The following is a 22,472-nucleotide window of genomic DNA, read 5'->3' as shown; positions in this document are numbered from 1 at the left end:
CTCGCTCGGTTGAGTGACACGCTGGTTGTATGGCGTGCGGGGATCACGGTCTGTGACCAAGTCACCGGCGGCAGAGAAGACGTCCAGAAGCTGCGAGAAGAGGTTCAGCGGGCAGCCTGCGCAGCAGCCCGCAGCGGGGCAGCATTGCGCAATTCAACACGACCTCGTCCGAGGCTGACCCAGCCGCGGCGTTCGAAGGTCTTGAGATGGCGGCTGACGACTTCCCGCGCCGAGCCGATCTCGGCGGCGAGCTGGGCGTGCGTGATCGACAATTCGCGGCCGTCCGCCGCCAGCGCCAGCAAGCGCGAGGCCAGCCGCGTCTCGATCGAGGCGAACGCGACGTTTTGGATCACCGCCATCAGATCCGCCATACGTGCAGCCTGGGCGTTGAACACGAAGCTGCGGAACTGCGCCGAGCGGCCGATCAAATCGTGGAACGTCGCGGCCGGCAGGCCCACCGCCTCAACCGGGCTCTCGGTCACCGCGAAAGCGCTGTAGCTGTCGGAGGCGAGCAGCGCCAACGTGGTGAGAATGCAGATGCTGCCGGGGCCGAGCCGATACAGCACGATCTCGTTGCCGGCCGGATCGAGCTGGAACACACGTACCGTGCCGCGGCACACCAGAATGAACATGCCGCAGGGCTGATCCGGAGCGAACACAGAGGCGCCGGCCGGCAGGCTCATCGCCATCGCGGCCCCTGCCAGTGCGCTCCGTTCCGTCTCCGGCAGCTCCCCGAGCGCCGGGAAGCCGCGCAACCAATCCACAGCAGGCAACATCGCCACCAAGCCAGTTCGCGTTCGACCTGCGAAGGATAGAGGCGAGCGCCACAGCGTCCAGTTGATCTTGATCAACCGAACGCGGCGGCGAACCGCCGCGCACGCAGGGACGACTGGCGTATCTGCGGTTCGAAGGACGCGCAGAACGCGTTACGGATTCTCGGTCGCGGTCGTCGGGCCAGAGATCACGTCACCGTCGCGATGGCGCCAGTAGCGGGCGCGCAGGCGCGGCGCAATCAACCACGCGATCGGCGCTGCAAGCACGAAGCTCGCCACCACCATCGCCGGAACCCATGCCATGGCGTTCTGCGACAGTGCGGGGATCGTCAAGATAATGACCATGCCGATGCCGAACAGCACCGCGTTGGTCATCATGTAAACGAGAGAAGCGATGCGAAAGCGGTTGGACATCTTGAACCTCCTGTTCGGAGGTCAATGTCAATGATGCGAGAGTGTTCCGAGAGGAACATGGACCGGCGGGTCATTGCAGCGATGATGGCCTACGAGCCGGAGATGTTGGCGATTGTCGAGCCACGCTTAATTCCTGTCGGAGGAGGTCACGTCTCGTGTCCTCAACCTTCAACGGTGCGATGTTACTTTCCGCTGTTCGATTTGCGAGGTGGCGCAGCTGCAATCTTCAGTTAAGGTGGTTGAATTCGTCAGGGACTTCAACGCGATGTCTTGCTTACGGAATTCGCTACTGATCGGTGTCGTCGTGCTGCTCGCTGCTCCGGCGCAGGCGCAGCTCTCGCCCAATCCCCGCGCGGTCAATGATTGCACATTGCTGACAGATCCGACGGCGCTGCGCCGATGCATCGAGAAGCAACAGGGCGTCACGACCTATTCCGAAACGCCGCCACCGCGAAGCGATGTCTCACCACTGCTCAAGCGCGAAAGCGACTATTATCGGCGCAGCAAGGCCAAGAAGCCGAAGCGGAAACGCAACCGCCTGCCGTGATCGGCCGTGCCGGTTCGTCGGCACGTCGGTTTCAATATGCCGTCTGCAGGATGCAGCCGCGGCCACCGGCGGCAACGGAAGCGCACAGCTCAGCTTCGGCGGTCGGCTTCTTCGCACTCGCGCGGCCGCGCTCTGCGCGGTTGGCAGCGCGCGGAGCGGCAGGTGCCGGGACCGCCGGAAGCACGCGTGTCGTCGCGGCAACGGCCGGTGAGACGATCGGCGGCCGGGCCGGCACGCCGGCGCTGATCGCCGACGCATCCGCACGATTGGCAGCCCAATCCTCCGCACTGGAGCCGGTGATGCGCAGCACGTAGTCGCGGGTTTCGGCCGGCAATTCCGAGGTTCCACGCAGCCAAGACGACACCCGGCCGGCGCCGGCATTATAGGCGGCGGCGGCGAGGCCGAGATTGCCGAACTGGCGGCGTAGGTCGGCGAGATAGCGCGCGGCGGCCGGGATCGCCTTGAACGGGTCGAATGGATCGTCGAGCCCGCGCGCGGCGGCCGTGCCGGGCATGAACTGCGCGATGCCCATGGCACCAGCGCGGCTCACTGCCAGCGTGAACATGGTGCTTTCCTGGTTGAGCAGCCGGGTCAGGAACGCCGGCGGCAAGCCATTGTCCTGCGCGGCCTGTGCAATCACTTGCGCCCATGGTGCCGTTGGCGCGGCGGGTGCATCAAAGGACGATTCTCCGGCGCGCGCGGTCACCACCAAGCCGCCGGCATCGGCGATGCGCTGCTGCGCCATCACACCGCCGCAGCTCGCGCCGGCCGTCACGGCAGCAAGTGCCGCAGTTGCCAGCCAGGCGAGAAGCGCGCGCGCCGCCATGGTCAGCTCCGCGGCGCCCATTCCGGTGAATGATCGATCTTCTCGGCCTCGATCCGCTCCTCCTTGGTGAGATACGGCTTCATGAACGCCGGCTGCGGCTTGTCGCGGTCGAGATAGTCGCGGATCAGCTTGGCCTCCATCGCCGGATCGGCGAACCGCCACAGCTTGTCGCGCGCGCCCTCCATGATGGTGGAATACACCGCGAGGTCGATCGCCTGCCGCACCGCAAGCTGGGTCGGCTCGGTGCGGGTGATGCCGGCTTCGATCTGCAGCAGCTTGTCGAGCGCGACGTATTTGTACGTGTTGCCCTGCAACGACACCGAGTACACCGTCTTGGTGGTGGTGACGCTGGTCAGCACCTCGCCGGTCTGCACCGAGGCGACCCGCAGGGCGACGGTGACCATGTCGCGGCGGAACTTGGTGTCGGCGCCGATGCCGAGATAGTTGGCACCGATGCCGCCGGTCATATAGTTGGCGTCGAAGGCGACGATGCCGCCCTCGATCAGGAGACCGGCGAAGCGCATCGGCGGCAGCGGCTTGGCGCGGTCGCGGTCGAATTCCTGACGGGTGGCGCGGACCAGCTGACGCTCCTGCAGCAGATCGTTGAGGCCGTTGCGCTCGACGACGCGGAACCAGGCTCCACCACCGGCGCGCTTCAACGCATCGATCGCCAGTCCGGCGCCGCCCTGGGTCACAGCGCGCGAGAAGACTGCGACGTTGTCGTTTGGCTCGTTCTTGCCGGTGAGATCGGGGAATTGATAGATCGCGATGTCGATCTTCTGCTTCGGCGGCGGCAAGGTCTCGAGATTGACAGCGGTCGGCGACGGCGGCGTCACCACCGGCGGCTCCTCGAAGAAGCTGTCGCGATGACCGGGGCGCGAGCAGCCCGCGAGCAAAGCCGCCACCGCGGCCAGGCCAATGATCGATCTGAAATAACGTGTCACGCCAAATATCCTCACACAACCCGCGGCCAACGCCGGCAGGTGAAACTCGGGTCAATGCGTCACGGTCGGCAGACTGATCTGGGTGACGGTCGAACCGTCGTTGATCGTGATGTTGGTCTGACCGTCGACCTTGGCGAAGCTGATCGTCGTGCCCTGGAACGTGAAGGTGCCGCTCTGCTGCGCGTTGGTGCCGAAGATCGCCTGGGTGACCTGGTTGGCGAGCGAGGCGTAGAGCTGGCTCTGCAGCTGCTGGGCAAAGATCTGCGACTGCGTCAGCTGCTGCGGCCCGCTGGTGGGAGCGGCGCGGTTGAAGTGATTGCCCGCGGTCGCCTGCTGCATCTGCCACGATCCGTTCAGCGGGCTGCCGCCGAATGCCGGATTGGTCGGGGTGTAAACCAGGCTGCCTGCATCCGCCCCGGCGGCACTGGCGCACAAGGCGAAGGCAGCGAGAATGCCAGCGTATTTCATCGATGACCTCCCATTTGTACGATGACGGCCCCGCCATTGTTGCCGACCTGGCTGAGGCCGTAGCTAAGATTGCTGCCGATCTGGGTGCTGCTGTAGGCGTTGCGGTTGCCGGTGACGTCGAGCCTGGCGCTGTTGTTGTCGCCGATCTGACTGTTGTGCAGCACGTTCTGATTGCCGTTGACGGTGAAGCTGGACTCATTGCCGGAGCCGAGCTGCGACTGCAGCGTCACGTTCAACGAGCCGCGCACGTCGGACGTCACGGAGTTCGCATTGCCGGTCTGGTTGACGATCGCTGTATTGTGGCTGCCGCTCGGCAGCGCGCCGTCGGCGACCGCCCCCTGCTGCGCCGGGTTCACAAGATAGCCGGAAAAATCAGTGTAGAGATCGGCCGACTGCGCCGACGCCACACCGGCAAACGCCACACCGCCGATCATCGCGGCGGCTACCCGAGGCACGGCTACTCGCATCGCTCGTGTTGATGCGGTCATTTGACTGTCTCCGGATCGAGATCACATTGAATAGTGATGTTGCCGAACGACACATCCAGCTTGGCTGCGTATCGGTTGGCGGTGCTGTAATCGAGCACGACGTTGCCGACGGTCACGCGCTGCTCGGCGACGGCGCTGAAGGCGCCAGCTTGCTTGATGCGCGAGGTCCCGGCTGCGCCGGTCTTGTCGACGGTCAGCGTGTAGCTGCCTCCACCGTCGCGCGCCGCAGCGATCACGCCGCGCAACGTGACGTGGCCGCCGCTGACCGCAGCCTCGACCTCACATTGGACAACCGGTGGGACTTGATCCACAGCCATGTGACTCTCCGCGACGCAACCACTGGGAGATCAGCGACGGATGTTCACGCCGCAGATCCCGAAGGGAAGCGAGGCGCGCACGCCTCGCTTCATATAAGAGAAAGCCAACGGCTTACTTCTGCGTGATATTCGCGTTATTGCCGGAGCCCGCTTGATTGACGCTGGAGTAATTTCCGCTACCGGTCTGCGCCACTTGAATCACGTTGGCCGAGCCACTCTGAGTGTAATAACTGACGTGCCACGTCCCCGTCTGCTCGACCTTGGCGGAATTTCCGTCCGCACCGGACTGAGTGCCGCTGCTGTAAAGACCGTAACCGTCCTGCTTGACATCAGCCACGTTCACCGATCCAGAGGTTCCAGCACCGGTCTGAGTGTTGTAAACGTAATTCCAAGCGCCACCGGAGGCGTTCGCCTGCGAATACTTGAGACTATTGTACGATCCAGCCTGAGTGCTATTGAGGTAATTGAATTTGCCGGTCTGCGAACCAGAGATTGCCCCGTTGTTCCCACTCTGGCTGTTGTAGAGATAGTTTACATCCCCAACCTGTGATCCATTCGCAGTGTTGTAGCTACCGCTCTGATTCGACACATAGGAATTGGAATTACCAACTTGCTTGATCGGATCATCCGAGCCGTAGATTCCACCGTTGAGACCAGCAGTATTTCCTGTGCCAGCCTGAATCGAACTGAAAGTATTCCCACCGCCAATCTGCCAAGCGTTCGCTCCGTGCAAGTTACCCGTCTGGCTGATCGACAAACTATTTGAATCACCACCACCCTGCACGGCGACCGCATAATTAAGGCCTGCGCTCACCTGAGAGATCGTCGCTACGTTGGAGTTGCCATTGAGCGGGAGGGAGGCACCAGTCGCAGCATCGGTCTCGGCGACACCGACTCCCTGCCGAACGTACGCCATGCCAGACTCGCCACCTTGCGAGACCGAGGCGTTATTGTTGGTATTACCCTGTTTGATGCTGAAAGCGTTGTTCTTGCCATCCTGGAAGACTGAAACCTTGCTGCCGTTCGAGGTCGAGTCTTGGGTGATTTTGTTGTACACACCCGGATCGTTCGTCCAGCCCGTGGCTGACGATCCGTTTGTTGTCCCCTTCTGCTGCAACTCGACGTCGCTGCTGGTACCCGCCTGGAGAATCACGGCTGAGTTACCCTCGCCGGACTGATAACCTTTCACGTCTCGACCGACACTGTTGCCGTTTCCGGTCTGAGTGACCGTCAGACTATTGCCGCCGGCGAGGCCGCCATTGTTCTGATCGAAACCAGACCACCCGTTGTAAGCGCCAACCGAGTTACTCGACCCCTCTTGATCGACCACCGCCTTTTGCGTGGCATCAGCTTGATTCAGCACCACCACGTTACTGTCCGCCATCGCGGCGGTTGCGGACAACACCAGCACGCTGGCCGTTACAAAAAACAGATTACGCTTCATCGACAAATACTCCCCTGTTGAAAGATCAATGCCGTATGTCCAGCGGGCTTCGCCGCTTGGAGCCCCGAATTGTTAGGGGGAAGCCAAAGGTTAAACAATGATTAAGTTGTGTCATTATGGGGCAAAACATGCTTTTAGCGATGTACACTTGGTGAGTGAACTATACACTTCTAAGTAATCGACTTCCTTTCCCGAAATAGAACAGTCTAGATAAGCGAGCTAACAGCGATTAGCTGTCACTAACGAAGTAATAATTGTTGAGACCACAAAGGGACGGCAAGATTGGACTCGCGCCTTCTGGAGTTTCGGACTAGAAAATAACTACGCGCCCAACCATGGGTGGTATCAAAATGATGCGTTTGATCTATGGGGCAGCGCTGGTCTCGAGCTTGGTCGGCGCGGCTCATGCACAGTCTTCACAGCCCGCTCCGACGTCGAAGCCGGGGGCCGTCAACGTTGATGGTACTAAATCACCATCGATCTCCGGGCCGGCAGCCGCCGATTCGCCGAAATGTCCGGAGGCTTGCGTCCGCGCCAACAACGAGAAGGCCTCGGCGATCTGCGCCCGCAAGATCGAGGCGCAGGCTCCGGGCGACTTCGAGTGGATCAGCAGGCCGTTCTCCGGCATTTTCCAGCAGGCCGATCCATCCAAGCCGGACAACGCCATCGTCAATTATCGCGGCGACTCGATCCGCTTCTTGTCGCCGCAGAAGGAGTGGGTGCGGGTCTCGTATGAATGCGCCTTCGACGCCGAGCGGGGCACCGTGGTCGGCGTCCGCGTCCGCCCCGGCCGGCTCGACCAGCCAATGGCGCTGCAGGCCCCACCGGGGTCGAACGGGCAGCCGCAGCAGACCGGCCCGGTGAAGGCCGGGCCGTTGGCCGAGGCGATCCTGAAGGCCGCCAAGCAGCGTGGCGCACAACCTCAAAAGCCGCCGCCGCCCAAGGTCGGCGAACCGAGCCCGATCGACTTCACCCAGATCGATTCCCGCCGCGGCAGTTGGTGAAGGCCGCATCGGCGCAGCGGCTCGCACGGCCTCGCACAGCGGCGGCCGCGTCGTGATGCTGTGAAACGAAGAAGGGATCGGGAAAAGCGAGGGGAAATCGCTGGAAATCTTGGTCGGAGTGGCAGGATTCGAACCTGCGACCCCTGCGTCCCGAACGCAGTGCTCTACCGGGCTGAGCCACACTCCGACAAGAGGCCCGGCTTATAGCGTCCACCTTTCGGCTTCGCAAGCGTTCCAATCGATATTGAGCAGGATTTTTATCCAACCGCCGCCCTCCGGTCAGGGGCGGCGGTTGAACGCACAAAACTCAGGCCCGAGTGGGTGTGAAGCCGTAAAGACGGTAGGCGTTGTCGGTGAAGACGCGGTCGCGCGCGGCCGCATCCGGCACCCAGTCGGCAAGCAGGTCGAGCAGCTCGCCGACGTTCATCATGTGCGTCCAGGTCGCGACGTGCGGCCAGTCGCTGCCCCAGACGCAACGATCGGGCGCCGTCTCGTGCAGCAGGCGGGCAAACGGAATGGTGTCGAGATAGGGAAATCCCGCGACCGTGTTCCGATAAGCGCCCGACAGCTTCACCCAGGCGCCGTCGCGGACCAGCGACACCAGCGTCTGGAAGCCGGGATCGTCGATCCCCCGCGACACCGGGAAATGCCCCCAGTGATCGACGATGAACGGCACCGGCAGATCGCCGAGCTGCGGCGCGAGCGGCACGAGATCCTTGGCGTCGATCAGGAACTGCAGATGCCAGCCAAGCTCCTTGGCCATCGCTGCGTATTCGCCGACGCGCTCAAACCCGATGCCCCCGCCATACAGGATGTTCAGGCGGAGGCCGACGACGCCGGCATCCTTCAGCGCCGCCAGTTCCTTGTCTGGTAGCCCGAGCGGGATCACCGCAATGCCCTTCAACCGATCGCGGTGTGCCTGCAGCGTCTCCAGCATCAGCCGATTGTCGGTGCCGTGCACGCTGACCTGCACGACCACACCATAGGTCATGCCGGTGGCATCGAGCATCGCCAGATACGACTCCGGCGTTGCCGCCGGCGGCGTGTAGCTGCGGGCGTCGACGAACGGATAGGTCGGCGGCAGCCCGATGACATGGGCGTGGGTATCGACCGCGCCGGGCGGGACGACGTAGCGGGTCGGACGGCGCGGTGCCGGATCCGGCCCCGGACACGCCGGAGCCGGATCCTTGGACGTATCAGCCTTACTCATCGGCGCTCAGCACCCTTCCGCGGGTCTCCGGCAGCGCGTAGGCGGCGGCGAAGAACAACACGTAAGCGAACACCGCGAACAGGCAGATCGCGTTGGCGAGCGTGGTAACCTGCGACAGATAGCCCACCAGGAACGGAAACAGCGCGCCGACGCCACGGCCAAAATTGTAGCAGAAGCCCTGCCCCGAGCCGCGCAGGCTGGTCGGAAACAGCTCGGTCAGGAACGCGCCCATGCCCGAAAAGTAACCCGAGGCAAAGAAGCCGAGCGGGAAGCCGAGCACCCAGAGCATTTCGTTGGAGAGCGGCAGCTGCGTGTAGGCGAGCACCACTACCATCGCGCCCAGCGAGAACGTCAGGAACAGGCTGCGGCGGCCGAACCGGTCGGCGAACCACGCACCGACCAGATAGCCGACGAACGAGCCGACGATCAGCGTCGCCAGATAGCCGGTCGAGCCGACGATCGACAGCTTGCGCTCGGTGGTCAGGAAGCGCGGCACCCAGAAGGTGATCGCGTAGTAACCGCCCTGGCAACCGGTGGCGACCAGCGAGGCCAGGATGGTGGTCTTGAGGATCCGGCCCTGGAAGATCGCCAGGATCGAGCGGCTGCCACCCGCCGCACTGACTTTGGCGCGGGCTTCGACGGCAACCTGCGGCTCCTTCACATAGGCGCGCAGATACAGCACCAACAGCGCCGGCAGCGCGCCGATCGCGAACATCCAGCGCCACGCCTCCTCGGGCGGCAGCAGCGAGAACAACGCGGCCTGCGCCAGCACCGCCATGCCCCAGCCGACCGCCCAGCCCGACTGCACCGAGCCGACCGCGCGGCCACGATATTGCGGGCGAATCGTCTCACCGATCAGCACGGCGCCCGCGGCCCATTCGCCGCCGAAGCCGAAGCCGAGCAGCGCGCGCAGGATCAGCAGCTGTTCGAAGTTCTGCGCGAACGCGCAGAGCAGCGAGAACAGCGAGAACCAGATGATCGTGAGCTGCAGCGTGCGGACGCGCCCGATCCGGTCCGCCAGATAGCCCGCAGCCCAGCCGCCGACCGCCGACGCCAGCAGCGTCACGGTGCCGGCGAGACCGGCCGAGCCGGCATCGACCTTCCACAGCGCGATGATCGTGCCGATCACCAGCGGGTAGATCATGAAGTCCATGCCGTCGAGCGCCCAGCCTGTGGCACAGGCCCAGAACGTGCGCTTCTCAGTGACGGTCATGTCTTTGTAGAAGCCGGTCAGGCTGGTGTCCGTGATCGGCGCGACCGTGCTCGAAGATGTCGTCATACGTGCCCTCCCTCGCTCGCCTTCACCGGGCGACCGCTCGTCGGCGACAAATTTCGCAATCGTGAGAACACGTCTGCCGAAAAATTGTCGGGTGACCGCGGAGCTGGCGGATTTCTGTCGAAAAATTACTCGCCGCCGCGCTGCCGCCGGCGATACCGCGCCGGGCTTTCGCCGGTCACCTGACGGAACGCAACGCCGAAATGCGACTGCGACGAGAAGCCGACGCCGAGCGCGATCTCGACGATCGGCAGGTCCGACGTCTCCAGCAGACGCCGGGCGGCGGCGACGCGCTGCTCCACCACGAAGCGATGCGGCGTCATTCCGGTGGAGCGCTTAAAGCTGCGAATGAAGCAGGAAGGGCTCATGCCCGCGACCTCCGCCATCGCCGCCAAGGTGATCGGCGCGCCGAGATCGGAACGAACGAATTCGGCGATGCGATCGCGCACCGGCGCCTCGAGCGGCGCGGACAGTTCGGCGGGCGCACTGCGCGGCGCCGAATAGCGATCCGTCAGATGCAGCGCCAGCGTATAGGCCAATTGCTCGGCGAGCAGCGCGTTCGGCCGGTCGCCGCTATCACTGGCCTCGACCAGGCGTTTGGCCGACGCTTCCAGCAGCGGATCGTCGACATCCCAGGTGGTGTCGCGCAAGCTGATCGGACCGCTGGAGCCGAGCGAGGTTCCCACCTCCTTGAGCAGCGGCTCGCCGAGATACAGCAGCAGCAGCTTGCCCCACTGGGTGTCCGGCACGGCATCGACCACCACGCGCCGCCCCGGCTGACCGATGCGAAACCGTCCCGAGCGCACCGGCGCGTCGCGGCGCACCTTGCCGTTTTCCATCAGAACGTGCCGGCGCACGTCGTACAGCGTGATCGCGACGGTCGGCACCGGCAGCTCGCCGAACTCGTAAATATGCGGCCCCGTCACCTCGCTCACGGCCGCGGCGAATCCCGTGGTCGACCACAGATCGATCAAGGCCGATTGCCTTCGGCCGGTGACGCGTTCGGCATGAAGGAGGGGATTGAGCTGCATCGGAAGGGGCGCCTGGTTGAACGAACTATCCTCACTCCATATTAGAGAGGCTTGCAAGCCCCGGGGCCGCCGCGCCGCCTAACCTGCGATTTTAACGGGGTTTTTCGCACGCGGAACGGCCGGATTCGCGGGTTGCGCGAGCCCGTTGAGCAAGACCGCGCCACGCAGCTCTCGCGCGCATGCAGCGCAGCGCGTCGACTTTGCTACTTCGCATCCGCACGAATTGCGATATGAAACCGGAAATGATGCTCGACCTGATCACCAAGAGGCTGACCGCAGCGGATGCGGACAAAGCCGCGCGCGCGCTGCGCGGCGGTGGGCTGGTCGCGTTCCCGACCGAGACGGTGTACGGGCTCGGCGCCGATGCATCGAATGCCGAAGCGGTGGCGCGGCTATACGCTGCCAAGGGCCGGCCGTCGTTCAACCCGCTGATCGCGCATGTCGCCGATCTCGATGCTGCGCGCACCATCGCAAGGTTCGATGCAGCCGCGCTCCGCCTCGCCGAGGCATTCTGGCCAGGGCCGCTGACGCTGGTGCTGCCGAAGCAGGCGGACTGTTCCGTCTGCGACCTCGCCACCGCCGGGCTGGACAGCGTCGCGATCCGCATCCCGTCGCATTCGGTGGCGCAGGCACTATTGCGCGCGTTTGATGGGCCCGTGGTGGCGCCGTCCGCCAACAGGTCCGGTCACGTGTCGCCGACCACCGCGGCACATGTCGCTTCCGATCTCGACGGCCGGATCGATGTGATCGTCGACGGCGGACCGGTGATGGTCGGCGTCGAGTCGACGATCGTCAGTTGCCTCGGCGCACCAGTTCTGCTGCGGCCCGGCGGCCTGCCGCGCGAAGCGATCGAGCGCGTACTCGGTCAAGCGCTGGGCACACCGACGACTAACAACACCGACGATCACGCGCCTGTCGCACCAGGGATGCTGGCGTCGCACTACGCGCCGCGTGCGCTGGTCCGGCTGAATGCGACCGAGGTGAAACCGGGCGAAGCGCTGCTGGCGTTCGGCCCTGAGTTGCCGCCGGGCGCCGAGACAGCCGCCGCGGTCCACAACCTCTCGCCGCGCGGTGACCTCACCGAAGCCGCAGCACATCTGTTCGGCGCGCTTCGCGCGCTCGACGATCGCGGCGCACGCGGCATCGCCGTGATGCCGATCCCGTTTCACGGACTCGGCGAAGCGATCAACGATCGTCTGCGCCGCGCAGCGGCACCGCGCCCATGACAAACCAACAAGCAGATCGCGACGTCGTCGCAAGCGAAACGAAGCAATCCAAAGGCGTCTAAGACGCGCTTCGGATCGATCGCTTCGCGCCTCGCGACGACAGGGAAGAGGAAACACCATGAACATCGTCAGCCAGCTTTCGCCCGTTACGCTCTCGCCCGAACTGATCGCGCGCTTCACCGCGATCGTCGGCGACAAGCACGCGCTGACCGATCCTCTCGAGCTCGAAGCCTACATCACCGAGGAGCGTAATCTGTATCGCGGCCACTCGCCGCTGGTGCTGCGTCCCGGCTCCACCGAGGAGGTGGTGGCGATCTGCAAGCTGGCGAACGAGGCGCGTGTCGCGCTGGTGCCGCAAGGCGGCAACACTGGTCTCGTCGGCGGGCAGACGCCGCACAATGGCGAGGTGGTGATTTCGCTGAAGCGGATGGACAAGATCCGCGAAATCGACACTTCGTCGAACACCATCACGGTCGAGGCCGGCGCCATCCTGCAGCGGGTGCAGGAGAAGGCCGCGGAGGTCGACCGGCTGTTTCCGCTGTCGCTCGGCGCGCAGGGAAGCTGCACCATCGGCGGCAACCTCTCGACCAATGCCGGCGGCACCGCGGCGCTCGCCTATGGCTTGGCGCGTGACATGGCGCTCGGCGTCGAGGTCGTGCTCGCCGACGGCCGGGTGATGAACCTGCTGTCCAAACTGAAGAAGGACAACACCGGTTACGACCTGCGGGATCTGTTCATCGGCGCCGAAGGCACGCTCGGGATCATCACCGCAGCGACGCTGAAGCTGTTTCCAAAGCCGCGCGCGGTCGAGACCGCGTTCGTCGGGCTGCAGTCGCCGGACGACGCACTGAAGCTGCTCGGCATCGCGCAAGGAGAGGCCGCCGGCAATCTGACGAGCTTCGAACTGATCGCCGAGACGCCGCTCGATTTCTCGGTGCGGCACGCCAACAATCGCGACCCGCTCGAGGCGCGCTATCCGTGGTACGTGCTGATCGAATTGTCGTCGCCGCGCGACGACGCCCGCGCCGCACTGGAGTCGATTCTCGAGCGCGGCTTCGAGGACGGCATCGTGGTGGACGCGGCGATCGCGAATTCGGTGCAGCAGCAGCAGGCGTTCTGGAAACTGCGCGAGGAGATCTCGCCGGCGCAGAAGCCGGAAGGTGGCTCGATCAAGCACGACATCTCGGTGCCGGTCGCGGCGGTGCCGCAGTTCATCGAACAAGCCAACGCCGCGGTGGTCGCCCTCATCCCGGGCGCGCGCCCTGTGCCGTTCGGCCATCTCGGCGACGGCAACATCCACTACAACGTCAGCCAGCCGGTCGGCGCCGACAAGGCCGAGTTCCTGGCCCGCTGGCACGACGTCAGCCAGGTGGTGTTCGAGGTGGTGCTGCGGCTCGGCGGCTCGATCTCGGCCGAACACGGCATCGGCGTGATGAAGCGCGACGAGCTTGCCGAGGTGAAGGACAAGACCGCGATCGAGCTGATGCGGTCGATCAAGGCTCTGCTCGACCCGCACGGCATCATGAATCCCGGCAAAGTGGTGTAGGTCTCTCCACCGTCATTGCGAGGAGCGAAGCGACGAAGCAATCCCGCGCTCAGTGTTCGGCGCTGCTGGATTGCTTCGCTTCGCTCGCAAGGACGTTGCTAACCGCTGTCAGAACAACGAGCCCTGCCCGCTGTCATCCGCCGAGATCTTGGGCCGCACCGCGCGCTTCGGTGGCGACGGCTTCGCAACGGCTGGCGGCGGAGCCTCGACCTCCTCCGCTGCGATCGGCAGGATCAGTTGCGGATTGTCGTTGGCGGTGCGGTTGACCGCGGTCGACACGGGGTGCCAGACGAACTCGCCCTCTCCCGGCGGTCGCAGCAGCGCCATCACCGCCTCGGTGTCGGTTTCGTCCGTCTCGAGCCAGCGCGCGAAATGATGCGGCGCGATCGTCACCGGGACGCGGTCGTGCAGATCGGCCAGGCCGCCGCGCGCCGCGGTGGTGACGATCGCCACCGTGTCGAGCTCCTCGCCGTTCGGGCCGGTCCAGGTCTCCCACAGCGCCGCAAAGCCGATCGGCCCGCCGCCGGCCGGATGGATAAAGTACGGCTGCTTGCGCGAGCCGCCGGCCTTCCACTCGTAGTAGCCATCTGCCGGGACCAGACAGCGCCGACGCCTGAACGCGTTACGAAAGGCCGGCTTGTCCTGGATGGTCTCGGCGCGGGCGTTGATCAGCAATGAAAACGTCCGCGGATCTTTCACCCAGGACGGGATCAGCCCCCAGCGCATCAGCCGGAACCGCCGGGCGCCCTCGTCGACGATCACCACGGGAACCGGCTGGGTCGGGGCGATGTTGTAGCGTGACGGAAAATTAGGCTGATCGGCGTAGCCAAAGAGCTGTCGGATAGCGGCGGGAGCCGAGGTGATCACGAAGCGTCCGCACATGCTGTCAGGACCCGGTGGCGTGTTCAGTGCTTGTTAACTTCGGTAAACAAAAATGCCGCCGATGGCGTCGAGTGAATCCACAGCTGCGCAAAGTGCGCCCTCCCGTTACGACGAGGCGCGCGCCGCTCAGCTTGCCTCCGCAAATATCAATCCGAAGACCGGGCTCGCCACCGACTATCTGAATCATTTCAATGAAGCCGTGATGCTGCTCGAAATGATTCCGGACATGCCGGAGTGCTCGGAAGACTTCCTGTCCTGGCATCCCCTCTCCTACGCGGAGCACTTCAAAGCCTCGAACTTCAAGGCCCGCGATCTCGCGATCGAAGCCTATGACACGGCCGATCCCGGAATTAGATCGGATTTCGACGACATCACCAACAATATGACGGCGATCCTCACCGCGGTCGGCGAGGCGATGCGCCAAGCCTCGCAGGACGCCACCCGGGCCAAGCTCGCCGAGAGCGCGGTCGGCTGGATCAAGCCGTTGATCGGCCGCGCCGGCGGCATCATCAACGGCCAAGGCTGCGAAGCCGACGTCGACTACATCATGGCGCATTGAACGCCGTGACCGAGGCCGCACCGGCGCAGCCGCGCCACCCGCAATTGGCCGTCAGCGCCGCGATCTTCCGGGAGGGCCGCCTTCTGCTGGTTCGCCGGGCGCGGATGCCGGGCAAGGGCCTGTACTCGCTGCCCGGTGGCCGGGTCGAATTCGGCGAGACGCTGGAGCAGGCGGCGGTGCGGGAAGTTGCCGAGGAAACCGCGCTGTCGATCCAGATCGTCGGTCTTGCCGGCCGGCGCGAGGTGCTGCCTTCCGCCGCCAGTGCAGCCGGGCATTACGTCATCATGGTGTTCGCCGCGCGCTGGGCCGGCGGTGAGCCGCAGCTCAATGGCGAACTCGACGACGCCCGCTGGATCAGCCCTGATGAACTGGCCAACTTTTCGACCACCGAGGGGCTGGCCGAACTGGTCGAGGGCGCCCGCGAGCTGATCGGAACCTGATGGCGCTTTCCGGAACCGGCAACTCCTTGCTGCGGCCGATGAAACGGCCTATCAGGCCGGCCATGCTGAAGCGTTCCCTTGCCGTGCTGATGATCCTCGCCTGCTGCGGGCTCGTCCCGGCGCGCGCCGAGGACGGCGCGGCGCCGTTCGACGCCGAATTGCAGCGCCTCGCCGAGATTCTCGGGACGCTGCATTATCTCAGAGGGATCTGCGGCGGCAGCGACGGCGCCAAATGGCGCTCCGAGATGCAGGCGCTGATCGACGCCGAGACCCCCTCGGGCGAGCGCCGGACCCGGCTGATCGCGGCGTTCAATCGGGGTTACAACGGGTTCCAGCAGACCTACCGGACCTGCACGCCGGCCGCGACCGTGGCGATTCGGCGGTACCTGGAGGAAGGTTCGAAGCTGTCGCGCGACCTGACCGCTCGATACGCGAACTGACCACTCGACGGCCGCGGGTTTATCCCAGGCCGTTAACCTTTCCTAAAGAACTGCCTAGGCGTTCGGCAGCCGCGTGCTAACACTACCCCATCGCGCTTCGCGGTGGAGCGCGCCGAGACTGCTGAAGTTCATGAGCCTGACGACCTTCCCCATCGATCGCGAAGTGCAATCCGACCGAGAGCAGAAGCAAACTGCGCTCACCTATCTCAGCGAGGCATGGGCCGAAGCCCTGCACGACGGGGTCGACGGCGATTGCCTGGCGCAAGCCAGCCTGTTCACTGCTTTTGCCGAGCTCGTCGCCACCTATGGCGAGGACGCGGTCGCCAAGTTCGTGGAAGGCCTGCCCGGCCGCGTGCTCAACGGCGAGTTCTCGGTCGGCTTGGCGAAGCAATAAAGCGAATCAGTCGGCGACAATCAGGTGCGGGCGAACGCCTGCAGTCCCTTGAATGTCAGCCGCTTCGGATCGCGAACGCCGGCGAGATAGAACCGACGGATGAATTCGGCCACCACGGCGCGGTCATAGCCCGTCAATGCGACGATCGCTTCGACCGCGGTCTTTTGAGCTTCCATCTGGAATCCCCTTTCGGCGTATCGGTCAATCGACGATCCCGGCGATCGTGCGACGCGAAATGCTGCGCCTGTTGCGTTGCTTTCCTGTTAACCACCGGTCCTGCCGCGACCTCGCGCTGGCCGAATCGTTCTGGCCTCGATCATCGCGGATGATGATCGCGCAGTGGATACGCAAAATACCCCACCGGAGTTCCACGGAGGCACGGACAAAACGACGCGGGGCGCTAACCGGGATGATCGCTGCTCGAGCAACAGCAGCCGGAGATCAAAGGGGGACGGTCGCATGTCGCACCGCCAACCGCCGCATCAATCCGCACCTATCACCGGCTCGTCCTGGTCCACGGCAGGTATCTGGAGGCTGTTACTACGCAGCAGATTTGGAACCTGCGTCCCGCTTACCAGCACTTCGTGCCGGGCGTCGTTCGACCATCAATCGCGCCAAGGCGGGCCACCGCGCGTGACGCGGCAGCCGCAGGAAACGACACGGATGGGCGAAGCGCTGTTCTACGGCTTCAGCGTCTCGAGAAAACGTACCGGCTCGCCGCGCGCCGGCGTCGTCAGCTCGCCTTGCCACATCACCTTGGCGCCGCGCACGAAGGTGCCGACCGGCCAGCCGGTCACGCGCACGCCGTCATAGGGTGTCCAGCCGGCGCGCGAGGCGACCCAGTCATTGGTGATGGTCTCGCTACGCTTGAGATCGACCACCGTGAAGTCGGCGTCGAAACCGGCGGCGATGCGGCCCTTGCAGGCGATGCCAAACAGCCGCGCCGGGCCGGCGCTGGTGAGATCAACGAAGCGTGCCAGCGACAGCCGGCCGGCATTGACGTGATCCAGCATGGTCGGCACCAGCGTCTGCACGCCAGTCATGCCCGATGGCGAGGCCGGATAGGTCTTGGCCTTTTCTTCCAGCGTATGCGGCGCGTGGTCGGAGCCGAGCACGTCGACCACGCCCTGCGCCAGCCCGTGCCAGATGCCGTCGCGGTGCCAGGCATCGCGCACCGGCGGATTCATTTGCGCCTTGGTGCCGAGCCGCTCGTAGCAATCCGGCGCAACCAGCGTCAGATGGTGCGGCGTCACTTCGACCGACGCCACGTCCTTGTGCTCGCGTAGAAACTCCATCTCCTGCCGGGTCGAGACGTGCAGCACGTGGATACGCTTGCCGGTCTCGCGCGCGATCGCCACCAGCCGCTGCGTCGCCTGCAAGGCGGCGATGTCGTCGCGCCACACCGGATGCGAGCGCGGATCGCCCTCGATCCGCTCGCCCTTACGGTCGTTGAGCCGATACTCGTCCTCGGCGTGGAACGCGGCGCGACGCTGGATCACCGACAGGATGCGCTTGAGGCTCGGATCGTCCTCGACCAGCAGGCTGCCGGTCGACGAGCCGATGAACACCTTGACGCCACAGCAGCCACGAGCGCGCTCGAGCTTAGGCAGTTCCTCGACATTGTCGCGGGTGCCGCCGATGAAGAACGCGAAGTCGCAATGCATGCGATGCTCGGCGCGCTTCACCTTGTCGGTAAACGTCTCTTCGGTGATCGTCAGCGGATTGGTGTTCGGCATTTCGAACACCGCGGTGACGCCGCCCATCACGGCGCTACGAGAGCCGGTTTCGAGATCTTCCTTGTGAGTCAGGCCGGGCTCACGGAAATGCACCTGGGTGTCGATCACGCCCGGCAGCACATGCAGGCCGCGGCAATCGATCGTCTCGCCGGCCTTTTCTGCGCCGAGCGAGCCTAGCGCGGCGATGCGGCCGTCCTTGATGCCGATGTCACCGACGCCCTCGCCGTCCTGGTTGACGATGGTGCCGCCCTTCAGAATGGTGTCGAATGTGCCGGTCATGACGTCCTCGGGTGCCCGTTTTGGAGCGAAGCGGCGCGAGTCTTGCAAAGCCTTGTTGACCAGCGCCCGGCCGCCTAACTTGGGATGTCTTAGTCGGCCGGACCGTTTACGCAAGGATGTTTCCGGCCGGCGTCATGAGAGAGATCAATGAAGGCAGCCTTCCTCGCCGACCGTGGCGTTCTCAAGATCAGCGGCCCCGACGCGCGGCACCTGCTGAACGGCCTGGTCACCACCGATCTGAACAGGCTCGAACCCGGCGCCGGCCGGTTCGGCGCCCTGCTGACGCCGCAGGGCAAGATCGTCACTGATTTCCTGATCACCGAGCTGCCGGCCGAGGACGATGGCGGCTTCCTGCTGGATTGTCCGAAACCGCTCAGCGAAGCACTGGCCACCAAGCTGAAGTTCTACAAGCTGCGCGCCAAGGTGCTGATCGAGAACGTGTCCGACCGGCTCGGCGTGCTGACGCTATGGGGCGGCGAACCGTCGCAGCCGCCGGAGATGGGATTCCGCGATCCGCGCGGTGATCAGCTCGGCTGGCGCATCCTGGTGCCGGAGATCCTGGCCACCGCAACCGCCGAAGCACTCGGCGCCACGATGGTAGCGGCGGACGAGTACGAGGCGCATCGCATCGCTTGTGGCGTCCCGGCCGGCGGCCTCGACTTCGGCTATGCGGACGCGTTTCCGCACGAAGCCAATATGGACCGTCTGTCCGGCGTCGATTTCAACAAGGGCTGCTACATCGGCCAGGAAGTGGTGTCGCGGATGCACCACCGCGGCACCGCGCGCACCCGGATCGTGCGCGTCACCTTCGACGGCCCCGCGCCGCAGCCGGGCAGCGAGATCAACGCAGGCGACAAGAGCGTCGGCACAATGGGATCGTCGGCGACGGGCCGCGGCCTGGCGCTGCTGCGCATCGACCGTGTTGCCGAGGCGCGCGAGGCGTCGCTGCCGCTGAGTGCGGGCGGCGTCACCTTGGCGATCGCTGATCCAGACGAGCTGACGCCGGCGCAGCGGAAGACCGCCATATGACCCGCGGACCGCGCGTCGGTGCTGACGGACTTATGCGCTGTCCGTGGCCGGGCGACGATCCGCTCTATGTCGCGTATCACGACACCGAATGGGGCGTGCCGGAATACGACGACCGCGCACTGTACGAGAAGCTGATCCTCGACGGTTTTCAGGCTGGGCTGTCGTGGATCACGATCCTGCGCAAGCGCGATAACTTCCGCCGCGCCTTCGACGATTTCGATCCGGCCAAGATCGCCCGCTACGACGCCGACAAGGTCGCGGCACTGATGAACGACGTCGGCATCGTCCGCAACCGCGCCAAGATCGAGGGCACGATCGGCAGCGCCAAGGCGTGGCTAAAGATTCAGGAAGAAGGTCCGGGTTTCTCGAAGCTGCTGTGGGACTTCGTCGGCGGCACGCCGAAAATCAACACCTTCAAGACCACCGCGAGCGTGCCGGCCTCGACGCCGCTGTCGGTGAATATCTCCAAGGACCTATCGGCACGCGGCTTCAAGTTCGTCGGGCCGACGATCGTGTACGCTTTCATGCAGGCGGTCGGGATGGTCAACGACCATCTGGTCGACTGTCACTGCCACGCCACCTGCGGGCAGATGAAAAAACCGGCGCGGCGTTCTGCGGCGCCGGCGAAGAGGGCTCCGTTACGTCAGCGCTGAGTTCTCTCAGCGCTGCCCCGCGACCCGCTTCATCACCAATTCGGAGAGGCTGACGACGAGTTCCTTCAGCGTCTCGTTTTCCTTCTCCAGATCCCGCAGCGCCACCGCTGGTGCGGCCCGTTCGTCCGCATCACTGCACTGCAGCCGCTCCCCATCGCGGCGATCCAATCTCCCCATCGTGTATCCCCCTTGGTGCAATACGCCCACCAGCACAAGGACCCCGATCGTACTCTCAAGATCGTGCAGAACTGGGCCGAGACGGTGGCTTAGTTCGGGCAAGGCTGCCTATATGGCGGTTACATCGCCGCGGCCGCCGCGGCGCGTCTATCTACTCAAGCTGTCCCATTTCGAATCGTCATGCCGTCTTCGCCGAAGAAATCGTCGCAAGCCTCCAGCCGCGTCTGGCAGCGGATGCTGTCTGGCCGCAGGCTCGATCTGCTCGATCCCTCGCCGCTCGACGTCGAATTCGCCGACATCGCCCATGGTCTCGCCCGGGTGGCGCGGTGGAACGGCCAGACCAGCGGCTCCCACATCTTTTCGGTGGCGCAGCACACCCTGCTGGTCGAGGCGGTGATGCGCGAGAAGAACCCGCGGATCGACGCCAAGCTGCGGCTCGCCGCGCTGCTGCACGACGCCCCAGAATACGTGATCGGCGACATGATCTCGCCGTTCAAAGCGGTGATCGGCGAGTCCTACAAGCGGGTCGAAAAGCGCCTGCTCGGCGCGATCCACATCCGCTTCGGCCTGCCGGCGGTGCTGGATGAGGCGATCGAACGCCAGATCAAGGCCGCCGACCGCGGCTCCGCCTACCTCGAAGCGACTCACCTCGCCGGCTTCACCAAGGCCGAGGCCAAGCGGCTGTTCGGCAACGATCCGGGCCTGCCGGAGGCGATGGTCGAGGACTATCTGACGCCCTGGCCGGCCGGAAAGGCCGAAAAGCGGCTGCTGGCCCGGTTCGAGAGCCTGCAGGCTTGAGTCCCGTCATCGCGCTTTCACCGCCCGCGGCGCAGGATTAAGATCGCGCCAACCTCGGAAAGGCCCATGATTCACGTCTGCTCGCTCGCAGCCTTGCATCCGACCGTTGCGACGACCGAGGCCAGCCATGTGCTCTCGGTGATGGCCAATGTCGGCCAAGTGCAACGCCCGGCCACAGTGCTCGAAGCCAACCACCTGCGGATCGAGATGGACGACATCACCGAGGTGATGGACGGCTTCAACGCGCCGAATCTCGATCACATCAGCCAGGTGCTGGATTTCGTTCGGAGCTGGGATCGCTCGGCGCCGCTGGTCGTGCATTGCTACGCCGGCATCAGCCGCTCCACCGCCAGCGCATTTGCGGCCGCCTGCGCGCTCAATCCGCATCGCGACGAGGTGACGATCGCCCGTCAGATCCGCCGGGCCTCGCCCTGCGCATCACCGAATCGTTTGATCGTGGCGCTGGCCGATCGGGCGCTGGGGCGGCAGGGGCGGATGCTGCGCGCCCTCGAGGCGATCGGCCCCGGCGATCTCAGCATCGAGGGCGTGCCGTTTCGCGTCGATCTCGAATGAGCCTGCCCTCCGAGATCAGCGACAAGGCCACGGTTCCGATCGAGATCGGACTGACCGCGGCGATCGTCGCGATCGAGGCCAACCAGCCGATGATCCTGACAGCGTCGGGCGACGGCGGAGGCAGCCTCGCCGGCCTGCCCTACGGCCCGTTCGACGCCATCACCCACCGCACCCTGGAGATCGGCTTGCGGGCCTGGGTGGAAGAGCAGACCGGGCTGCGGCTCGGCTATGTCGAGCAGCTCTACACCTTCGGAGACCGTGGCCGTCACGCCCGGCTCGGCGACACCGAGGTTCACGTCGCTTCGATCGGCTATCTGGCGCTGACCCGCGCCGCCGACAACGCCGCGCGTGCGGCTGGCGCCACCTTCGAACCCTGGTATCGCTTCTTCCCGTGGGAAGACTGGCGCGAACAGCAGCCGGCGATTATCGCGCGCGATATCATCCCCGAACTCACCGCCTGGGCCGCACAGGCCGAGGAGCCGGGGATGGCGCGGGCGCTGGCACGCAAGGATCGGGTGCGGCTGTTCTTCGGCGTGGATGGGGCACCGTGGGACGAGGAGCGCGTGCTCGACCGCTACGAACTGCTTTACGAGGCCGGGCTGATCGAAGAGGCGCGCCGCGACGGCCGCCCGGCGGCGCTGTCGCGCAGCAAGGTGCCGACACTCGGCGTCGCGATGCGGTTCGACCACCGCCGCATCCTCGCCACCGCGATCGCGCGGCTGCGCGCCAAGCTGAAATACCGCCCGGTGGTCTTCGAACTTCTCCCGCCCGAGTTCACACTCACCGAATTGCAGCACACCGTCGAAGCGATCTCCGGCCGGCATCTGCACAAGCAGAATTTCCGCCGCCTGGTGGAAGCCGGCGCGCTGGTCGAACCGACTGGCGAGATGTCGACACGAACCGGCGGGCGCCCCGCTGCGTTGTTCCGCTTCCGCCGCGAGGTGCTGCAGGAACGGCCCGCCCCCGGCCTGCGCGTGCGCGGCCGGCGGTAATTCTGT

28 protein-coding genes and 1 tRNA gene are annotated in these 22,472 nt (G+C 65.0%); 13 read left to right on the top strand and 16 right to left on the bottom strand.

The annotated features are described in order from the left end of the window. Nucleotides 1-104 precede the first annotated feature (104 nt). Both HZF03_RS05515 and HZF03_RS05510 read right to left on the bottom strand, forming a co-directional pair. A complete protein-coding gene (locus HZF03_RS05515) occupies nucleotides 105-776 on the bottom strand; it encodes a Crp/Fnr family transcriptional regulator (RefSeq protein ID WP_119020152.1) in 672 nt (223 codons plus the stop codon). A gap of 150 nt (nucleotides 777-926) precedes the next feature. Then, nucleotides 927-1,187, bottom strand: coding sequence for a hypothetical protein (locus tag HZF03_RS05510; protein ID WP_119020151.1), 261 nt, complete (start codon nucleotides 1,185-1,187; stop codon nucleotides 927-929). Nucleotides 1,188-1,395: 208 nt separating this feature from the next. Between HZF03_RS05510 and HZF03_RS05505 the strand changes: the two genes are divergently transcribed. Beyond that, on the top strand, nucleotides 1,396-1,734 hold the full coding sequence (locus HZF03_RS05505) for a hypothetical protein (protein WP_234832350.1): 339 nt from the start codon (nucleotides 1,396-1,398) through the stop codon (nucleotides 1,732-1,734). Between the two features lie 31 nt (nucleotides 1,735-1,765). On the opposite strand, the gene HZF03_RS05500 is transcribed toward HZF03_RS05505, so the two are convergent. The 6 genes from HZF03_RS05500 to HZF03_RS05475 form a co-directional block, all read right to left on the bottom strand. Beyond that, nucleotides 1,766-2,560, bottom strand: coding sequence for a lytic transglycosylase domain-containing protein (locus HZF03_RS05500; protein ID WP_119020192.1), 795 nt, complete (start codon nucleotides 2,558-2,560; stop codon nucleotides 1,766-1,768). A gap of 2 nt (nucleotides 2,561-2,562) precedes the next feature. After that, entirely contained in the window at nucleotides 2,563-3,504 is a 942-nt protein-coding gene (locus tag HZF03_RS05495) for a CsgG/HfaB family protein (RefSeq protein WP_119020150.1), read from the bottom strand. Between the two features lie 51 nt (nucleotides 3,505-3,555). Continuing rightward, entirely contained in the window at nucleotides 3,556-3,972 is a 417-nt protein-coding gene (locus HZF03_RS05490; protein WP_107343248.1) for a curli production assembly/transport component CsgF, read from the bottom strand. Beyond that, entirely contained in the window at nucleotides 3,969-4,427 is a 459-nt protein-coding gene (locus HZF03_RS05485; RefSeq protein WP_234832349.1) for a curlin subunit CsgB, read from the bottom strand. The genes HZF03_RS05490 and HZF03_RS05485 overlap by 4 nt, the downstream gene beginning before the upstream one ends. 29 nt (nucleotides 4,428-4,456) lie before the next feature. Continuing rightward, nucleotides 4,457-4,777, bottom strand: coding sequence for a curli-like amyloid fiber formation chaperone CsgH (csgH, locus tag HZF03_RS05480; protein ID WP_119020148.1), 321 nt, complete (start codon nucleotides 4,775-4,777; stop codon nucleotides 4,457-4,459). 112 nt (nucleotides 4,778-4,889) lie between these two features. Further along, nucleotides 4,890-6,221, bottom strand: a complete 1,332-nt coding sequence (locus HZF03_RS05475; RefSeq protein ID WP_119020147.1) for a curlin — start codon at nucleotides 6,219-6,221, stop codon at nucleotides 4,890-4,892. 335 nt (nucleotides 6,222-6,556) lie between these two features. Between HZF03_RS05475 and HZF03_RS05470 the strand changes: the two genes are divergently transcribed. Continuing rightward, nucleotides 6,557-7,225, top strand: a complete 669-nt coding sequence (locus tag HZF03_RS05470) for a hypothetical protein (protein WP_234906868.1) — start codon at nucleotides 6,557-6,559, stop codon at nucleotides 7,223-7,225. A 110-nt stretch (nucleotides 7,226-7,335) separates the two neighbouring features. Here HZF03_RS05470 and HZF03_RS05465 read toward each other — a convergent pair. The 4 genes from HZF03_RS05465 to HZF03_RS05450 form a co-directional block, all read right to left on the bottom strand. Beyond that, nucleotides 7,336-7,412, bottom strand: a tRNA-Pro gene (locus HZF03_RS05465). Between the two features lie 120 nt (nucleotides 7,413-7,532). Then, nucleotides 7,533-8,435: an amidohydrolase family protein gene (locus HZF03_RS05460; protein WP_119020146.1), complete on the bottom strand. Its 903-nt coding sequence runs from the start codon at nucleotides 8,433-8,435 to the stop codon at nucleotides 7,533-7,535. Beyond that, entirely contained in the window at nucleotides 8,428-9,714 is a 1,287-nt protein-coding gene (locus tag HZF03_RS05455; RefSeq protein ID WP_012494805.1) for an MFS transporter, read from the bottom strand. The genes HZF03_RS05460 and HZF03_RS05455 overlap by 8 nt, the downstream gene beginning before the upstream one ends. A gap of 125 nt (nucleotides 9,715-9,839) precedes the next feature. Then, nucleotides 9,840-10,742, bottom strand: coding sequence for a helix-turn-helix domain-containing protein (locus tag HZF03_RS05450; protein WP_119020145.1), 903 nt, complete (start codon nucleotides 10,740-10,742; stop codon nucleotides 9,840-9,842). 242 nt (nucleotides 10,743-10,984) lie between these two features. Between HZF03_RS05450 and HZF03_RS05445 the strand changes: the two genes are divergently transcribed. Both HZF03_RS05445 and HZF03_RS05440 read left to right on the top strand, forming a co-directional pair. After that, entirely contained in the window at nucleotides 10,985-11,968 is a 984-nt protein-coding gene (locus HZF03_RS05445) for an L-threonylcarbamoyladenylate synthase (RefSeq protein WP_119020190.1), read from the top strand. A 118-nt stretch (nucleotides 11,969-12,086) separates the two neighbouring features. Continuing rightward, nucleotides 12,087-13,514, top strand: coding sequence for an FAD-binding oxidoreductase (locus HZF03_RS05440; protein WP_011156640.1), 1,428 nt, complete (start codon nucleotides 12,087-12,089; stop codon nucleotides 13,512-13,514). 108 nt (nucleotides 13,515-13,622) lie between these two features. Here the strand turns inward: HZF03_RS05440 and HZF03_RS05435 are convergent, their stop codons facing one another. Further along, a complete protein-coding gene (locus HZF03_RS05435) occupies nucleotides 13,623-14,396 on the bottom strand; it encodes an SOS response-associated peptidase (RefSeq protein WP_119020144.1) in 774 nt (257 codons plus the stop codon). A gap of 61 nt (nucleotides 14,397-14,457) precedes the next feature. Here HZF03_RS05435 and HZF03_RS05430 point away from each other — a divergent pair, with 61 nt between their 5' ends. The 4 genes from HZF03_RS05430 to HZF03_RS05415 all read left to right on the top strand — a co-directional run bounded on the left by HZF03_RS05430 (nucleotide 14,458) and on the right by HZF03_RS05415 (nucleotide 16,229). Next, on the top strand, nucleotides 14,458-14,955 hold the full coding sequence (locus HZF03_RS05430; RefSeq protein ID WP_041810259.1) for a hypothetical protein: 498 nt from the start codon (nucleotides 14,458-14,460) through the stop codon (nucleotides 14,953-14,955). Then, the gene (locus tag HZF03_RS05425) at nucleotides 14,952-15,395 is read left to right on the top strand and encodes an NUDIX hydrolase (RefSeq protein WP_119020143.1); all 444 of its coding nucleotides are present in this window, start codon (nucleotides 14,952-14,954) and stop codon (nucleotides 15,393-15,395) included. The genes HZF03_RS05430 and HZF03_RS05425 overlap by 4 nt, the downstream gene beginning before the upstream one ends. Nucleotides 15,396-15,457: 62 nt before the next feature. Next, nucleotides 15,458-15,835 (top strand): TIGR02301 family protein, encoded by a 378-nt coding sequence (locus HZF03_RS05420; protein WP_012494798.1) that lies wholly within the window; start codon nucleotides 15,458-15,460, stop codon nucleotides 15,833-15,835. 130 nt (nucleotides 15,836-15,965) lie between these two features. Next, nucleotides 15,966-16,229, top strand: coding sequence for a hypothetical protein (locus tag HZF03_RS05415; protein WP_011156635.1), 264 nt, complete (start codon nucleotides 15,966-15,968; stop codon nucleotides 16,227-16,229). A gap of 20 nt (nucleotides 16,230-16,249) precedes the next feature. Here HZF03_RS05415 and HZF03_RS05410 read toward each other — a convergent pair whose 3' ends face one another. Continuing rightward, nucleotides 16,250-16,405, bottom strand: a complete 156-nt coding sequence (locus tag HZF03_RS05410; RefSeq protein ID WP_011156634.1) for a hypothetical protein — start codon at nucleotides 16,403-16,405, stop codon at nucleotides 16,250-16,252. A gap of 504 nt (nucleotides 16,406-16,909) precedes the next feature. Beyond that, entirely contained in the window at nucleotides 16,910-18,244 is a 1,335-nt protein-coding gene (locus tag HZF03_RS05405; protein WP_119020142.1) for a dihydroorotase, read from the bottom strand. Between the two features lie 147 nt (nucleotides 18,245-18,391). Here HZF03_RS05405 and ygfZ point away from each other — a divergent pair, with 147 nt between their 5' ends. Then, entirely contained in the window at nucleotides 18,392-19,273 is an 882-nt protein-coding gene (gene ygfZ, locus HZF03_RS05400) for a CAF17-like 4Fe-4S cluster assembly/insertion protein YgfZ (protein WP_119020141.1), read from the top strand. Beyond that, nucleotides 19,270-19,926, top strand: coding sequence for a DNA-3-methyladenine glycosylase I (locus tag HZF03_RS05395; RefSeq protein ID WP_119020140.1), 657 nt, complete (start codon nucleotides 19,270-19,272; stop codon nucleotides 19,924-19,926). The genes ygfZ and HZF03_RS05395 overlap by 4 nt, the downstream gene beginning before the upstream one ends. 6 nt (nucleotides 19,927-19,932) lie before the next feature. On the opposite strand, the gene HZF03_RS05390 is transcribed toward HZF03_RS05395, so the two are convergent. Then, a complete protein-coding gene (locus HZF03_RS05390) occupies nucleotides 19,933-20,094 on the bottom strand; it encodes a hypothetical protein (RefSeq protein WP_165858189.1) in 162 nt (53 codons plus the stop codon). 189 nt (nucleotides 20,095-20,283) lie between these two features. On the opposite strand from HZF03_RS05390, the gene HZF03_RS05385 reads away from it, so the two are divergent. The 3 genes from HZF03_RS05385 (at nucleotide 20,284) to HZF03_RS05375 (ending at nucleotide 22,466) form a co-directional block, all read left to right on the top strand. Beyond that, nucleotides 20,284-20,901 (top strand): YfbR-like 5'-deoxynucleotidase, encoded by a 618-nt coding sequence (locus HZF03_RS05385; protein WP_012494793.1) that lies wholly within the window; start codon nucleotides 20,284-20,286, stop codon nucleotides 20,899-20,901. Nucleotides 20,902-20,967: 66 nt separating this feature from the next. Next, nucleotides 20,968-21,474, top strand: a complete 507-nt coding sequence (locus tag HZF03_RS05380) for a tyrosine phosphatase family protein (protein ID WP_011156628.1) — start codon at nucleotides 20,968-20,970, stop codon at nucleotides 21,472-21,474. Then, entirely contained in the window at nucleotides 21,471-22,466 is a 996-nt protein-coding gene (locus HZF03_RS05375; RefSeq protein ID WP_119020138.1) for an NUDIX hydrolase, read from the top strand. Before HZF03_RS05380 ends, HZF03_RS05375 begins: the two co-directional genes overlap by 4 nt. Nucleotides 22,467-22,472 lie beyond the last annotated feature (6 nt).

Origin of the sequence: Rhodopseudomonas palustris (assembly GCF_013415845.1) — a bacterium.
Taxonomy (GTDB): domain Bacteria; phylum Pseudomonadota; class Alphaproteobacteria; order Rhizobiales; family Xanthobacteraceae; genus Rhodopseudomonas; species Rhodopseudomonas palustris_F.
Note: the sequence above shows the minus strand (reverse complement) of the source record. Positions and strands in the feature narration are given on the sequence as shown.

Coding starts and splice junctions, on each gene's coding strand:
- HZF03_RS05380 (WP_011156628.1), top strand. CDS start 20,968: ATGATTCACGTCTGCTCGCTCGCAGCCTTGCATCCGACCGTTGCGACG.
- HZF03_RS05460 (WP_119020146.1), bottom strand. CDS start 8,435: ATGAGTAAGGCTGATACGTCCAAGGATCCGGCTCCGGCGTGTCCGGGG.
- HZF03_RS05450 (WP_119020145.1), bottom strand. CDS start 10,742: ATGCAGCTCAATCCCCTCCTTCATGCCGAACGCGTCACCGGCCGAAGG.
- HZF03_RS05500 (WP_119020192.1), bottom strand. CDS start 2,560: ATGGCGGCGCGCGCGCTTCTCGCCTGGCTGGCAACTGCGGCACTTGCT.
- ygfZ (WP_119020141.1), top strand. CDS start 18,392: ATGAAGGCAGCCTTCCTCGCCGACCGTGGCGTTCTCAAGATCAGCGGC.
- HZF03_RS05470 (WP_234906868.1), top strand. CDS start 6,557: ATGGGTGGTATCAAAATGATGCGTTTGATCTATGGGGCAGCGCTGGTC.
- HZF03_RS05430 (WP_041810259.1), top strand. CDS start 14,458: ATGGCGTCGAGTGAATCCACAGCTGCGCAAAGTGCGCCCTCCCGTTAC.
- HZF03_RS05440 (WP_011156640.1), top strand. CDS start 12,087: ATGAACATCGTCAGCCAGCTTTCGCCCGTTACGCTCTCGCCCGAACTG.
- HZF03_RS05435 (WP_119020144.1), bottom strand. CDS start 14,396: ATGTGCGGACGCTTCGTGATCACCTCGGCTCCCGCCGCTATCCGACAG.
- csgH (WP_119020148.1), bottom strand. CDS start 4,777: ATGGCTGTGGATCAAGTCCCACCGGTTGTCCAATGTGAGGTCGAGGCT.
- HZF03_RS05420 (WP_012494798.1), top strand. CDS start 15,458: ATGCTGAAGCGTTCCCTTGCCGTGCTGATGATCCTCGCCTGCTGCGGG.
- HZF03_RS05410 (WP_011156634.1), bottom strand. CDS start 16,405: ATGGAAGCTCAAAAGACCGCGGTCGAAGCGATCGTCGCATTGACGGGC.
- HZF03_RS05395 (WP_119020140.1), top strand. CDS start 19,270: ATGACCCGCGGACCGCGCGTCGGTGCTGACGGACTTATGCGCTGTCCG.
- HZF03_RS05385 (WP_012494793.1), top strand. CDS start 20,284: ATGCCGTCTTCGCCGAAGAAATCGTCGCAAGCCTCCAGCCGCGTCTGG.
- HZF03_RS05510 (WP_119020151.1), bottom strand. CDS start 1,187: ATGTCCAACCGCTTTCGCATCGCTTCTCTCGTTTACATGATGACCAAC.
- HZF03_RS05490 (WP_107343248.1), bottom strand. CDS start 3,972: ATGAAATACGCTGGCATTCTCGCTGCCTTCGCCTTGTGCGCCAGTGCC.
- HZF03_RS05475 (WP_119020147.1), bottom strand. CDS start 6,221: ATGAAGCGTAATCTGTTTTTTGTAACGGCCAGCGTGCTGGTGTTGTCC.
- HZF03_RS05375 (WP_119020138.1), top strand. CDS start 21,471: ATGAGCCTGCCCTCCGAGATCAGCGACAAGGCCACGGTTCCGATCGAG.
- HZF03_RS05445 (WP_119020190.1), top strand. CDS start 10,985: ATGATGCTCGACCTGATCACCAAGAGGCTGACCGCAGCGGATGCGGAC.
- HZF03_RS05515 (WP_119020152.1), bottom strand. CDS start 776: ATGTTGCCTGCTGTGGATTGGTTGCGCGGCTTCCCGGCGCTCGGGGAG.
- HZF03_RS05405 (WP_119020142.1), bottom strand. CDS start 18,244: ATGACCGGCACATTCGACACCATTCTGAAGGGCGGCACCATCGTCAAC.
- HZF03_RS05415 (WP_011156635.1), top strand. CDS start 15,966: ATGAGCCTGACGACCTTCCCCATCGATCGCGAAGTGCAATCCGACCGA.
- HZF03_RS05455 (WP_012494805.1), bottom strand. CDS start 9,714: ATGACGACATCTTCGAGCACGGTCGCGCCGATCACGGACACCAGCCTG.